The organism is Azospirillum sp. Sh1 (genome assembly GCF_008365135.1).
GTDB lineage: Bacteria > Pseudomonadota > Alphaproteobacteria > Azospirillales > Azospirillaceae > Azospirillum > Azospirillum oryzae.
In genome coordinates this window covers 479872-493035 of sequence record NZ_VTTK01000001.1, presented here as the reverse complement: position 1 = coordinate 493035, position 13164 = coordinate 479872, and the positions used below count along the sequence as shown (strand labels likewise).

14 protein-coding genes are annotated in these 13164 nt (G+C 66.5%); 13 read left to right on the top strand and 1 reads right to left on the bottom strand.

The genetic code is table 11. The features are described 5' to 3' along the window. From nuoN to FZ029_RS02245, 13 genes are all read left to right on the top strand, one after another. Nucleotides 1-1449, top strand: coding sequence for an NADH-quinone oxidoreductase subunit NuoN (gene nuoN, locus FZ029_RS02305; RefSeq protein WP_149198183.1), 1449 nt, complete (start codon nucleotides 1-3; stop codon nucleotides 1447-1449). Between the two features lie 10 nt (nucleotides 1450-1459). Beyond that, on the top strand, nucleotides 1460-2254 hold the full coding sequence (locus FZ029_RS02300) for a biotin--[acetyl-CoA-carboxylase] ligase (RefSeq protein ID WP_149267849.1): 795 nt from the start codon (nucleotides 1460-1462) through the stop codon (nucleotides 2252-2254). 45 nt (nucleotides 2255-2299) lie between these two features. Further along, nucleotides 2300-3073, top strand: a complete 774-nt coding sequence (locus FZ029_RS02295) for a type III pantothenate kinase (RefSeq protein WP_149198185.1) — start codon at nucleotides 2300-2302, stop codon at nucleotides 3071-3073. Then, nucleotides 3070-4785 carry a ribonuclease J gene (locus FZ029_RS02290; protein ID WP_149267848.1) on the top strand — a complete coding sequence of 572 codons (1716 nt, stop codon included), beginning with the start codon at nucleotides 3070-3072 and terminating at the stop codon, nucleotides 4783-4785. Before FZ029_RS02295 ends, FZ029_RS02290 begins: the two co-directional genes overlap by 4 nt. A gap of 82 nt (nucleotides 4786-4867) precedes the next feature. Next, the gene (gene mce / locus FZ029_RS02285; protein ID WP_085089939.1) at nucleotides 4868-5272 is read left to right on the top strand and encodes a methylmalonyl-CoA epimerase; all 405 of its coding nucleotides are present in this window, start codon (nucleotides 4868-4870) and stop codon (nucleotides 5270-5272) included. Between the two features lie 23 nt (nucleotides 5273-5295). Further along, nucleotides 5296-5550, top strand: a complete 255-nt coding sequence (locus tag FZ029_RS02280) for a DUF1467 family protein (protein WP_149267847.1) — start codon at nucleotides 5296-5298, stop codon at nucleotides 5548-5550. Nucleotides 5551-5587: 37 nt separating this feature from the next. After that, nucleotides 5588-6163 carry a DNA-3-methyladenine glycosylase I gene (locus FZ029_RS02275; RefSeq protein ID WP_149267846.1) on the top strand — a complete coding sequence of 192 codons (576 nt, stop codon included), beginning with the start codon at nucleotides 5588-5590 and terminating at the stop codon, nucleotides 6161-6163. 483 nt (nucleotides 6164-6646) lie between these two features. Continuing rightward, nucleotides 6647-7546, top strand: coding sequence for a hypothetical protein (locus FZ029_RS02270; protein ID WP_149267845.1), 900 nt, complete (start codon nucleotides 6647-6649; stop codon nucleotides 7544-7546). Continuing rightward, complete coding sequence (locus FZ029_RS02265; RefSeq protein WP_247892106.1) at nucleotides 7543-8010, top strand: hypothetical protein; 468 nt, start codon at nucleotides 7543-7545, stop codon at nucleotides 8008-8010. Before FZ029_RS02270 ends, FZ029_RS02265 begins: the two co-directional genes overlap by 4 nt. 144 nt (nucleotides 8011-8154) lie before the next feature. Further along, the gene (gene proS / locus FZ029_RS02260) at nucleotides 8155-9468 is read left to right on the top strand and encodes a proline--tRNA ligase (protein ID WP_149267844.1); all 1314 of its coding nucleotides are present in this window, start codon (nucleotides 8155-8157) and stop codon (nucleotides 9466-9468) included. A gap of 137 nt (nucleotides 9469-9605) precedes the next feature. Further along, nucleotides 9606-10853, top strand: coding sequence for a lipoprotein-releasing ABC transporter permease subunit (locus FZ029_RS02255; protein WP_149198191.1), 1248 nt, complete (start codon nucleotides 9606-9608; stop codon nucleotides 10851-10853). Further along, nucleotides 10846-11586, top strand: coding sequence for an ABC transporter ATP-binding protein (locus FZ029_RS02250; protein ID WP_085089932.1), 741 nt, complete (start codon nucleotides 10846-10848; stop codon nucleotides 11584-11586). Before FZ029_RS02255 ends, FZ029_RS02250 begins: the two co-directional genes overlap by 8 nt. Before the next feature lie 122 nt (nucleotides 11587-11708). Next, complete coding sequence (locus FZ029_RS02245) at nucleotides 11709-12566, top strand: dienelactone hydrolase family protein (RefSeq protein WP_149267843.1); 858 nt, start codon at nucleotides 11709-11711, stop codon at nucleotides 12564-12566. Nucleotides 12567-12577: 11 nt separating this feature from the next. Here FZ029_RS02245 and FZ029_RS02240 read toward each other — a convergent pair whose 3' ends face one another. Then, on the bottom strand, nucleotides 12578-13141 hold the full coding sequence (locus FZ029_RS02240) for a cysteine hydrolase family protein (RefSeq protein WP_149267842.1): 564 nt from the start codon (nucleotides 13139-13141) through the stop codon (nucleotides 12578-12580). Between the last annotated feature and the right edge of the window lie 23 nt (nucleotides 13142-13164).

Genomic DNA, 13164 nt, shown 5'->3' with positions numbered 1-13164 from the left:
ATGACCGCAGTGTTTCCCGACATCTGGCCGGCCCTGCCGGAGATCTTCCTGGCACTCTCGGGCGTCGCCCTGCTGATGCTGGGCGTGTTCCGCGGCGACGGTTTCACCCGTCCCGTCTCCTACCTGGCGATCGTCTGCATGCTGCTCGCCGCCGTCCTGGCGATGGGCTATGGCAGCGGCCGCGTCGTCACCTTCAACGGCATGTTCGTGATGGATGCCTTCGGCGTCTTCATGAAGGTGCTGGTGCTGGTGTCTGCGGCCTTCGCGGTCATCCTCTCGCTCGGCTTCAACGAGCGGGAGCAGATGGCCCGCTTCGAGTTCCCGGTGCTGATGCTGTTCGCCACGCTCGGCATGCTGATGATGATTTCGGCGAACGATTTCATCTCGCTGTATGTCGGCCTGGAGACCCAGAGCCTGGCGCTTTACGTCATCGCGGCCTTCCGCCGCGACAGCGGCAAGTCGTCGGAAGCCGGCCTGAAGTATTTCGTTCTCGGCTCGCTGTCCTCGGGCATGCTGCTGTACGGCGCCTCGCTGGTCTACGGCTTCGCCGGCACGACGTCGTTCGACAAGGTGGCGGCGCTGTTCGCCGGCGGCGCGCATGTGTCGCCGGGTCTGGTGATCGGCCTGGTGTTCGTGATGGCCGGTCTGGCCTTCAAGATCTCGGCCGCTCCGTTCCACATGTGGACGCCGGACGTGTATGAGGGTGCGCCGACCCCGGTGACCGCCTTCTTCGCGGCGGCGCCGAAGGTGGCGGCCATCGCCCTGCTGACCCGCGTGGTGATGGAACCGTTCGGCCACCTCGCCGCCCAGTGGCATCAGGTGCTGGTGGCGACCGCCATCCTGTCGATGGTGATCGGTTCCTTCGTCGCCATCATGCAGACCAACATCAAGCGTCTGATGGCCTACAGCTCCATCGGCCATGTCGGTTACGCGCTGGTCGGCCTGACCACCGGGACCCAGGACGGCGTGCGCGGCGTGCTGATCTACATGGCGCTCTACATCGCCATGAACATCGGTGCCTTCGCCGTCATCCTCAGCATGAAGGCCAAGGGCCGGATGCTGGAGGAGATCAAGGACTTCTCCGGCCTGTCCAAGACCAATCCGATGCTGGCCGCGACCATGGCGATCTTCATGTTCTCCATGGCCGGCATCCCGCCGATGGCGGGCTTCTTCGGCAAGCTCTATGTCTTCCTGGCCGCCGTCGCCGCGCAGGAATACACGCTGGCCGTCGTTGGTGTGCTGACCAGCGTCGTGGGTGCCTTCTACTATCTGCGCATCATCAAGATCATGTATTTCGATGAGCCCGCGGTGGTGGTCGACAAGGTCGACGACGACGGCATGACCGGCGTCCTGGTGCTGACCAGCCTGTTCACCCTGCTGTTCTTCGTCGCTCCGGCGCCGATCCTGAACGGTGCGGCTGCTGCTGCCGCGGCCCTGTTCGCCGGGTGACATCCGACCGATGACGCTATCGCTCGAAGCGGAGGCGGCGCGTCTGCGCCTGCCTCCGGGCTTCCAGGTCAAGGCCTTCGACTCCGTCGGCAGTACGAACGACGAAGCGAAGGCCTTGTCGCGTTCCGGGGCGGCCGAGGGCACCATCGTCTGGGCGCGCCGGCAGGACAGCGGTCGTGGACGCCGTGGTCGCGCCTGGACTTCCCCCGAGGGCAACCTCTACAGCACGACCATCCTGCGGCCCGGCCTGCCACCGGCGGAGGCGGCACAGATCTCCTTCGTCGCGGCGCTCGCCATCGCGGAAACAGCCGAGTCGGTCCTGCCTGACCCGATCGGCGTTCGCTGCAAATGGCCCAACGACGTTCTGGTGCATGACCGCAAGCTGTCGGGCATCCTGCTCGAGTCGGAGCCGGCAGCCGACGGCAGGATCGCCTGGGTGGTGCTGGGGGTCGGCATCAACCTGCGGCATTTTCCCGCGACCGCCGATTACGGCGCCACCTCCCTGATCGCCGAGGGCGCTCCGCCGATGGGACCGGGCGCGCTGCTCGAGGTCTATGCGGACCATCTGGCGACTTGGTATGGCCGCTGGCGCGCCCATGGTTTCGCGCCTGTGCGCGAGGCGTGGCTGGCGCGGGCCAAGGGGTTGGGGGGGCCGATCCTGGTCAGGCTGGCCGATCGGACGATCCCCGGGACTTTCGCCGATCTGGACAGCGACGGCGTTCTGTTGCTTGATCCAACGGACGGCGGCCCGCGGCAGCGGATCGCCGCCGGCGATGTGTTCTTCGCCCCGCCTCCAGCGGGCTGAGTTCGCCAGCCGAGTTCAAACGTCCATCGCCTTCAGGACCTTGCCATGCTGCTTGCCATCGACGCCGGAAACACGAATGTGGTGTTCGCCATCTATGACGGCGACCGCCAGCGCGGCATCTGGCGCACGGCAACCGATCCCAAACGCACCTCCGACGAATACATGGTGTGGCTGACCCACCTGATGGCGTTGAGGGGGCTGAAGCCGGTCGACATCCATGGCGCCATCATCGCCAGCGTGGTGCCCGGGGCCACCTTCAACCTGAAGCGGCTGTGCAAGGATCATTTCGGCTGCGAGCCGGTGATCGTCGGCCAGCCCGGAGTCGATCTCGGTGCCAAGGCTCTGGTCGACCGGCCGGAGGAGGTGGGTGCCGATCGTCTGGTCAACACGGTGGCCGCCGCGGCGACCTACAAGACCCCGCTGATCGTCATCGATTTCGGCACGGCGACCACCTTCGACGTGGTGGATGCCGACGGCAATTACTGCGGCGGCGTGATCGCGCCGGGGCTGAACCTGTCGCTGGAAGCGCTGCAGATGGCCGCGTCCAAGCTCCCGCGCGTCGAAATCCAGCCGCCCGCCGAGGTGATCGGCAAGAACACCATCGCCTGTATGCAGTCGGGCATCTTCTGGGGGTATGTCGGGCTGATCGAGGGGCTGGTCTCCCGCATCCGTGCGGAGTACGGCGAACCGATGCGGGTGGTCGCCACCGGCGGATTGGCTGTTCTTTTCGCCAAGGCTACCCATGTGATCGAACACACCGACAACGAGCTGACGCTCCGCGGTCTCCTCCTGATCCACAAGCGCAACACGGTCCAATGACACAATCCTCCAAGACAGCCGCCGGAACGTCCGAAGCCCCGGCGGACACCTTCGTTCCGGAGGATGGCGCACTGTATTTCGTCCCGCTCGGCGGTTCCGGCGAGATCGGGATGAACCTCAATCTCTACGGCCATCGGGGCAAGTGGTTGATGGTCGATCTCGGCATTTCGTTTGCCGACGACACCATGCCCGGGCTTGACGTGATCATGCCGGACCCGACCTTCATCGCCGAGCGTCGCGACGATCTGGTCGGTCTGGTGCTGACCCATGCGCATGAGGACCATCTGGGCGCGGTGCAGTATCTGTGGCCGGAACTGCGCTGTCCCGTCTATTGCACGCCCTTCACCGCTGCCTTCCTGCGCGCCAAGCTGCATGAGAAGGGCCTGAGCAGCACGGTGCCGATCCACGAGATCCCGCTGGGCGGCACGGTGGAGGCCGGTCCCTTCTCCGTCGAGTACGTCACCATGACGCATTCGATTCCGGAACCGAACGCGCTCGCGATCCGTACCTCGGCCGGGACCATCCTGCACACCGGCGACTGGAAGCTGGACCCCGAGCCGCTGGTCGGCGAGACGGCCGACGAGGAGCGGCTGCGCGCCATCGGCGATGAAGGGGTGCTGGCGCTGGTCGGCGACAGCACCAACGCGTTGGTGCCGGGTGCCGCCGGGTCGGAGGCGACCGTCCGTGCCGCCTTGATGGAGTTGTTCGGCCGCTACCGCGACCGCCGTATCGCCGTCAGTTGCTTCGCCACTAATGTGGCGCGGCTGGAGAGCATCGCCGCCGCCGCCGCCGCGCATGACCGCCATGTGGCGCTGGTCGGCCGGTCGCTGTGGCGCATCAACGAGGCGGCGCGGGCCACCGGCTATCTCGCCGACGTGCCGAAATTCCTGTCGGAGCATGACGCCAGCTACCTGCCGCGCGAGAAGCTGGTGCTGATCTGCACCGGCAGTCAGGGCGAACCGCGGTCAGCCCTTGCCCGCATCGCCGCCAACGATCATCCGCAGATCACGCTGTCGCGCGGCGACGTGGTGATCTTCTCCTCCCGTGAAATTCCCGGCAACGAGCGCGCCATCGGCCGCATGCAGAACCAGCTGGTCGCCCAGGGCGTCGAGCTGGTGACGGCGGACGAGGCGCCGGTCCATGTCTCCGGCCACCCGGCACGGGACGAACTGGTGCGCATGTACCAGTGGGTGCGTCCGCGCATCGCCGTGCCCGTCCATGGCGAGCAGCGCCACCAGCAGGCCCATGCCGCCCTCGCGGAGGACTGTCAGGTCGCCCACAGCATCGTTCCGGCCAACGGCGAAGTCCTCCGGCTCGACGGGCCGGAGGGCGCGCGGGTGGTGGCCACTGTGCGGGCGGGACGCATGGCGGTGGACGGCAAGCGTCTGGTACCGCTCGACACCGGCATGATGCGCGCGCGCAACCGCATGGTGAACAACGGCGCCGCCGTGGTGACGCTGGTGATGACCGGAACGGGCGAACTGATGACGGCGCCGCAGCTGGCGGTGATGGGGCTGATCGACGAGGCGACGGACCGCGACCTGCTGCTGGACGTGGTGGATGCGGTGCGCGAATCGGTGGCGATGCTGCCAAAATCGGCGCGGGCCGACGACGCCCAGGTGAAGGAGGCGGCGCGGATCGCCGTCCGCCGCTGCTTCAACGCGACCCACGGCAAGAAGCCGGTGACAGAGGTCCATCTGGTCCGCGTCTGAGCGAATCCAAGAACCGAAATGATGTATAACCGGCTTATCAGAGCCCGCTAACGGGCCAGCGACAGCCAGCGAGAGGACACGCATGATCGGGAAGCTCAACCACGTCGCCATCGTCGTTCCGGACCTTCCGGCGGCGACGGCGCTCTATCGCGACACGCTGGGCGCCGCGGTGTCGCAGCCGGTGGATCTGCCGCCGCACGGCGTCACCGTCGTCTTCGTCACCCTGCCCAACACCAAGATCGAACTGCTGCATCCGTTCGGCGAGAAGTCGCCGATCGCCGGCTTCCTGGAAAAGAACCCCTCCGGCGGCATCCACCACATCTGCTATGAGGTGGAGGACATCCTGGCGGCCCGCGACCGGTTGAAGGAGCAGGGCGCCCGCGTGCTGGGCGACGGCGAGCCGAAGATCGGCGCCCATGACAAGCCGGTCCTGTTCCTGCACCCGAAGGATTTCTGCGGGACGCTGGTGGAACTGGAGCAGGCCTGAACGGCTGAAACGCGGAGGGGACGATGGACAACTGGGTGACTGGAGCCTTCGTTTACGTCGTCGTCTGGTGGGTGGTGCTGTTCGCGGTGCTGCCCTGGGGCGTCCGGACGCCGGAGAGCCCGGAGCCTGGCATGGCCTCCTCTGCGCCGGTCGAGCCGCGCATCCTGCGCAAGTTCATGATCACGTCGCTGGTCGCCCTGCTGGTGTGGCTGGTGATCTTCGGGATCGAGCGGTCCGGCATCATCTCCTTCCGGGACATGGCGCGGGACATGTTCTGACGCCAGATTGGCCAGACCATCGAGAGGAGCGAGGCGGGTGAGCCTGACCTATTGCGCGGCCGCACCCGGCCATCCCCATCACGGCCCCTACCACGACGGCGAGTACGGCTTTCCCAGCAGCGACGACCGCGTGCTGTTCGAGCGTCTGGTGCTGGAGATCAATCAGGCGGGCCTGTCCTGGCTGACCATCCTGAAGAAGCGTGACGCTTTCCGCGCCGCCTTCGACGGGTTCGACATCGACCGGGTGGCCGCCTATGGCGAGGCCGAGCGGTCGCGGCTGCTTGCGGACGCCGGCATCATCCGCAACCGCCTGAAGGTGGACGCGGTGATCGAGAACGCCCGCCGCATCGTCGCGCTGCGGGAAACCCACGGCTCCTTCGATGGTTGGCTGCGCGCCCATCATCCGCTGACCAAAGCGGAGTGGGTGAAGCTGTTCGGCCGGACCTTCCGTTTCACCGGTGGCGAGATCGTCGGGGAATTCCTGATGAGCCTGGGCTATCTGCCGGGCGCCCATCAGTCCGACTGCCCGGTTCAGGCCACCGTGCTTGCCCAGAGTCCGCCTTGGAAGGGGGCGGTGGACGCCGGGTATCGTGGATACGCGCCCATGGAATAGGCAAACCGTCGCCCAGAACGACGGCAATCGCCGAAAAGCCGGGCAGAAATGCAAAAACTTTGTGCATGAAGTGTCTCTGCCTTTGTTTTGGGCTTGCTATGGCCGTGGCTCGGGTTCACTCTTTGGGAGTGATGAGGGAGGATATTCCTCCCTTTCCGACGCCTGGTGGCGATTCCTCCCTAAACTCGACAGGCCGCGCCGCTTCTGCCGCGCGGCCTTTCTTTATCCGGCGGGCGGGAGGAGACCGGGCAGGCGCGCGGACAGAAAATTTCCGCGCTGCTCCAGAAAACGTTAACGGTTTACTTGGTAGCGTTGCTTGGCTTAGCTCGCATCGGAGATTTCCCCAATCAGGGCTATGAGCCGGGCTGCGAGATCGTCACCGGGGGGCACACCGCCGGGGCGAATCCGCTTTGCCCACTTTTCATTTGGGCCTTTGCCCGCTTCGGCGGGTGGCAGGAAAAAAGGACGACAGTCGAGGCGCCGATGGCCGCGAATGAAAACGAACGGTTCGATCAGTTCGCCGCGGTTCTGTCGACCGAACTGTTGGAGCGGACCAAGAAAAGCATGGAGTTGCTGGCGCCGGAGCTTCAGCCATGCTCGGTCTTGCCCTTCATCCAGACACCGTCCTTCGTCGAGTTCTATCAGGAGTTGGTGCGCGTCGGCATCCTGCCGGTGGTGCTCAGCCGCCGTCCGGTGCGCGCGATCGTCGGCGACGTCGATTGGGCGCGGGAGGGGCGCGAATATCTGCTGACGGTCCTCGACGACCGCTCCAACGCTGTCTTCACCGCCTGGGAATATGCCTGGGACTCGCTGTGGGACGAACGCAAGGTCGGGCAGGACAGCAGTGGCGGGACTCAGGCCAAACCGAAGAAAGGGTTCTTCAGCGCGCTGTTCGGCCGCAAGCGCGAGGAGAAGGCGGACAGAGCCGGCAGCGAGGGCGGCGAGGGCGGCGTCATGGCCGGCCTGCATACCATGCTGACCGAACTGGCGGAAAAGCGGGGTTTCCTGCCGCTGTTCCATGACGATGTCCGCATCCTGAAGGCGCTGCCGCGCCTGAAGCCCGGCCGCGTGGCGCAGGCGTGGAAGGAGATCTCGCAGTATCACCACCAGGAATTCTACCTGCCCGAACCCGAACAGGCGAAGCCGGGTGTGACCTCCGACTGCCTGCAGAAATGGCATTACAATCTGCCGGACAAGATCGGCGAGTTCCTGGTGCTGAAGGCCGCGGTGGACCTTGAGCATGTGAACAAGCCCTTCATCGGCAAATACATCCGCCAGTCGGCGCGGACCCAGGAGGAGGCGGAAAAAGGAATGCCCTACCTGTCGCTCTACTGGAAAGCCATGCGCAACCCGGCCCCGGTGGCCGAGCGGCACACGCTGTGAGCGCGCGCGGCACCCTGCACGCCGGTCTGGCGGCTGCGGCATTTTTCCTGGCGGCCTTGCCGGCATCGGCGCAAACCCAGCAGCCGCGTCCCGGGCCGATCCCGCTGACCCCTGATGCCGCCCGCGACCGGCCGGTGGTGGATCTGTCGCTGTGCCAGCGGCTGACCCGTCATGTGCCGGCCGCCGACGTGGAATACCGGCCGGGCGTGGATGTGCATGGCCGCGCGGTCGCCCCGGCCGACTTGGCCGGCAGCGCGGGCGCGCAGCCGCCGATCCCCATCGACCTGCCGCTGTCGGTCGATCTTGCCCGGCGCATGGGAATTGCCCTGCCGTCGGTGCCGTTTCTGCCCGACGATGTCACCGCGGTGTGGCTGACCGTCGTCGGGAACCAACTCTATCTGAACGGCCAACCGATCGATCCGGGCGCCGAGGAACGCCTTTACCTCTACTGCCGCTCCCGGTAGCCGGCGGCCAAGCGGGGGGCTTACAGTGGACAAGTGCGGGCGACCTTCCTAAAGTCGCTCACCCGCCGCGCCCGTGTCCGTTCCTGTCCGCAGGGGCCATGCGCGTGCGGCCTTGTCGAACACCTCGCACACGAGAGCAGAGCCATGCGGCTGTCCAGCTTCTTCATGCCGACCCTCAAGGAGACCCCGACCGAGGCGCAGATCGTCTCGCACCGCCTGATGCTGCGGGCCGGGATGATCCGCCAGACCAGCGCCGGCATCTATGCCTGGCTGCCGCTGGGCTATCGGGTTCTGCGCAAGATCGAGCAGATCGTCCGCGAGGAGCAGGACGCAGCCGGCGCGCAGGAACTGCTGATGCCGACCATCCAGTCGGCCGATCTGTGGCGCGAGAGCGGCCGTTACGACGATTACGGCAAGGAGATGCTGCGCATCACCGACCGTCACGACCGCGAGATGCTGTTCGGCCCGACGAACGAGGAGATGATCACCGACATCTTCCGCTCTTTCGTCAAGAGCTACCGCCAGCTGCCGCTGAACCTCTACCACATCCAGTGGAAGTTCCGTGACGAGATCCGCCCGCGGTTCGGCGTGATGCGCGGCCGCGAATTCCTGATGAAGGATGCCTATTCCTTCGACATCGACGCGGACAGCGCGCGCCGTTCGTACCAGAGAATGTTCCTGGCCTATCTCCGCACCTTCGCCCGCATGGGGCTGAAGGCGATCCCGATGCGCGCCGATACCGGCCCGATCGGCGGCGACCTGAGCCACGAGTTCATCATCCTGGCCGAGACCGGCGAGAGTGGCGTCTTTTGCCACAAGGATTGGATGAACCTGGACGTGCTGAAGGACGCCCCCGGCATCGAGGACGACCTGCAGCCTTTCTTCGACCGAGTCACCGCCATCTACGCCGCGACCGACGAGAAGCACGATCCGGCCAACAGCCCGGTGCCGGAGTCGGAACTGGTGTCGGCCCGCGGCATCGAGGTCGGCCACATCTTCAACTTCGGCACCAAATATTCCAAGCCGATGAACGCCGTGGTCGCCGGCCCGAACGGCGAGTCGATCCCGGTGGAGATGGGCAGCTACGGCATCGGCGTGTCGCGCCTGATGGGTGCGATCATCGAGGCCAGCCACGACGACAACGGCATCATCTGGCCGGACGCCGTCGCCCCCTTCAACGTCGGCCTGATCAACCTGAAGTCCGGCGACGCCGAGACCGACCGCGTTTGCGCCGAGCTGTATGCGAAGCTGGAATCGGCCGGCCTTGAAGTCGCCTATGACGACCGCGACGAGCGCCCCGGCGCCAAGTTCGCCGACATGGACCTGATCGGCGTTCCGTGGCAGCTGGTCGTCGGCCCGCGCGGCCTGAAGAACGGCGTCGTCGAGCTGAAGCGCCGCGCGACGGGCGAGAAGGAAGAGCTTCCGGTCGAGGCGGCGCTGGCGAAGCTGCTGGGCTGATCGGCTTAGCTCGAACAGGAAGCCCGGATCGCCCAAGTCGGCGATCCGGGCTTTGCCCTTTTCCCGCCATGCTCACGTTCTTATGTAGGGCATCGTTTCCGCCCACCTGCATGCCCTCGTCACAGGACCCCCGCCTCATGATCTTCAACGCCTTCGAACGCATGGTCGCGATGCGTTACCTTCGGGCGCGCCGCCAGGAAGGGTTCATCTCGGTCATCGCGGGGTTCTCGCTGCTGGGCATCGCGCTCGGCGTGGCGACGCTCATCATCGTGATGGCGGTGATGAACGGCTTCCGGGCGGAGCTGCTGGGCCGGGTGCTCGGCCTCAACGGGCATCTCAACGTCTACAACATGCGCGGCGGACCGCTGCCGGACTTCGACATCCTGGCCGGCAAGCTGCGCAACACGCCGGGCGTGGTCAACGTCACCCCGACCGTGGAGGGGCAGGCGCTGGTGTCGGTGCGCGGCGTCGCATCGGGCGCCGTCATCCGCGGCGTGCGGCCGGAGGATTTCCGGGTGCGCCCGACGCTCGCCAACAACATCATCCGCGGTTCGGCGGACGAGTTCGGCGAGGACCGCGTCGCCATCGGCGTGCGCATGGCCCAGCGGCTGGGCCTGAGCATCGGCGACCAGATCACGCTGATCGCGCCGCAGGGCAATGTCACCGCCTTCGGTACCGTGCCGCGGATGCGCAGCTATCCCATCGGCGCGATCTTCGACGTCGGCATGTTCGAATACGACAACAGCTTCATCTTCCTGCCGCTGGAGGAGGCGCAGGCCTTCTTCCGCACCGGCGACGCCGTGACCTCGCTTGAGGTCTTCGTGAGCGACCCGATGCAGATCGCCTCCGCCCGTGCCGCCGTCCAGTCGGTGGTGGCGGGGGAGGGCAGAGTGGTCGACTGGCAGCAGTCGAACGCCAGCTTCTTCACTGCGCTGCAGGTCGAACGCAACGTGATGTTCCTGATCCTGTCGCTGATCATCATGGTCGCCGCCTTCAACATCATCTCCAGCCTGATCATGCTGGTGAAGGACAAGGGGCGCGACATCGCGATCCTGCGCACCATGGGGGCGACGCGCGGCATGATTATGCGCATCTTCTTCCTGTCCGGCGCCAGCGTCGGGGTGACGGGGACCTTGCTGGGACTTGCGCTCGGCGTGTCCTTCGCGCTGAACATCGAGAGCATCCGACAGGTCATCCAGGGGCTGACCGGCACCAACCTGTTCAATGCCGAGATTTACTTCCTGTCCCACCTGCCGGCGAAGATCGACTGGAGCGAGGTCATTCAGGTGACGCTGATGGCGCTGGGCCTGTCCTTCGCCGCCACCATCTATCCGTCCTGGCGTGCCGCCCGGCTCGATCCGGTGGAGGCCCTGCGCTATGAGTGACGTGGTTATGCAGCCGATGCTGGAACTGAAGGGGATCGTCCGCCGCTTCGAACAGGCGGGAGAGACGCTGGAGGTGCTGCGCGGGGTCGACCTGACCGTCGGCGCCGGGGAACTGGTGGCGCTGGTCGGCCCGTCGGGTGCCGGCAAATCGACGCTGCTGCACATCGCCGGACTGCTGGAGCGGCCGACCGACGGCGTCGTGCGCATCGCCGGCACCGACGTGTCCAACCTGGACGACGGCAAACGGACCGAGGTGCGGCGGCGCTCCATCGGCTTCGTCTACCAGTTCCACCACCTGCTGCCGGAATTCTCGGCGCGGGAAAACATCGTCCTGCCGCAGATGATCGCCGGCGTGTCGAAGTCGGTCGCCCGCCAGCGCGCGGACGAGCTTCTGCGCATGGTCGGGCTGGAGCAGCGCGGCACCCACCGCCCGGCCCGCCTGTCCGGCGGCGAGCAGCAGCGCGTCGCCATCGCCCGCGCGCTGGCCAACGCCCCGTCGCTGCTGATCGCCGACGAGCCGACCGGCAACCTCGACCCGCACACGGCGGAGCACGTCTTCGCCATGTTGTCGGCCATCGTCCGGCAGGCCAAGGTCGGCGCCCTGGTGGCGACCCACAACCTGGACCTCGCCCGCCGCATGGACCGGGTTCTGGAGATGCGCGACGGGCATCTGGTGGAGTATCAGCCGTCGGAACTGGTTCCGCTGAGCGAGGTAGCGCCGGAAGCCTCATAAGCAGCGTCATAGGCCGAAAGCGGATCCGCACCCCCGGTTGCCAAGCCGGCGCGGTGCCCCCACTCTCAAGCGCGACCGCACCGGCTGAGTTGCGGAACCGAAAAGACAGGGGGCATGCGGGGATGGACCAGCGGATCATCGATCTCTACGACGAATACACCCATGCGCCGCTGCCGCGCCGGGTCTTCCTGGAACGGTTGGCGGCGCTGGCCGGCAGTGCGGCAGCCATTCCGGCGATTCTGTCGGCGATCGAGCCGAACTATGCCCGTGCCGCCGTGGTCGGCGAGAACGACACCCGTCTGGCGGCGGAAAAGGTGTCCTTCCAGGGGGCGACCGGCGACGTGTCCGGCTATCTTGCCCGGCCAAAGCTGATCGACAAGGCTCCGGCGGTCGTCGTCATCCACGAGAACCGGGGCCTGAACGCCTATGTCGAGGACGTCGCCCGCCGCCTTGCCACCGAAGGCTTCGTGGCGCTGGCGCCGGACCTGCTGTCGCCGCTGGGCGGCACGCCGCAGGACGCCGACAAGGCCCGCGACATGATCGGCCAGCTCGACCCCGACAAGACGGTCAACAATCTGATCGCGGCAATGAGCTACCTGATGGCCTACCGCTATTCCTCGGCGAAGGTCGGGGCGGTCGGCTTCTGCTGGGGCGGCGGCATGATCAACCGGCTGGCGATCAAGGCGCCCGATCTGAAGGCGGGCGTCGCCTTCTACGGCCCGACCCCCGACCCGGCGCTGGTCGGTACGGTGAAGTCGCCGCTGCTGCTGCACTATGCCGGGCTGGACCAGCGCGTGAACGCCGGCATCCCCGCCTATGACGAGGCGCTGAAGAATGCCGGCGTCGAGCATCAGATTTATGTGTACGAGGGCGTCAACCACGCCTTCCACAACGACACCTCGGCCGAGCGCTACAACAAGGAGGCCGCCGATCTGGCCTGGAAGCGCACGGTGGAGTTCCTGAAGGCGAAGCTGGCGTAGGGTGGGGGCAATCAGCCCAACAGCTCCGCGGTGTCCACGACCTTTGCATACTCCCCGTCCATGTTGGCGAGCGACAGGTCGTGGACCTCGTCCGCCGTCCACAGCCGCCCCGACCGGTCTTTCCTGGCGAAGGTGAAGCAGGCGTCGGCCACCAGGCGCACGTCGTAGCCGAGGTTGCCGGCCATCCGCACCGTCGCCTCGACGCTGTTGTTGGTGATGACGCCGGCCACCACCAGCGTGGCGATGCCGCGGGCGCGCAGCCAGTCGTCCAGGCCGGTGCCGATGAAGGCGCTGTTCACCCGCTTGCTGATAACCGTCTCGGCCGGAAACGGTATCGCCTCGTCCTTGAAGGCGTGGCCGGGGCCGCCGGGGCGGTAGCTGGAGTCGGGCTCCACCGAATCGTGGCGGACATGGACGATGGGCCGTCCGTCCCGCCGCCAAGCGGCCAGCAAGGCGGCGACGTTGGCCTCCGCCTGCGGGTTGTTGCGCGGGCCGACCCGGCTCCAGCGTGGGTCGTCGATGGCTTTCTGCAGGTCGATGACCAGCAATGCGGCGTTGGAGGAGAGGGTTTCCATGCCGACGATCCTGCCGCGATAGT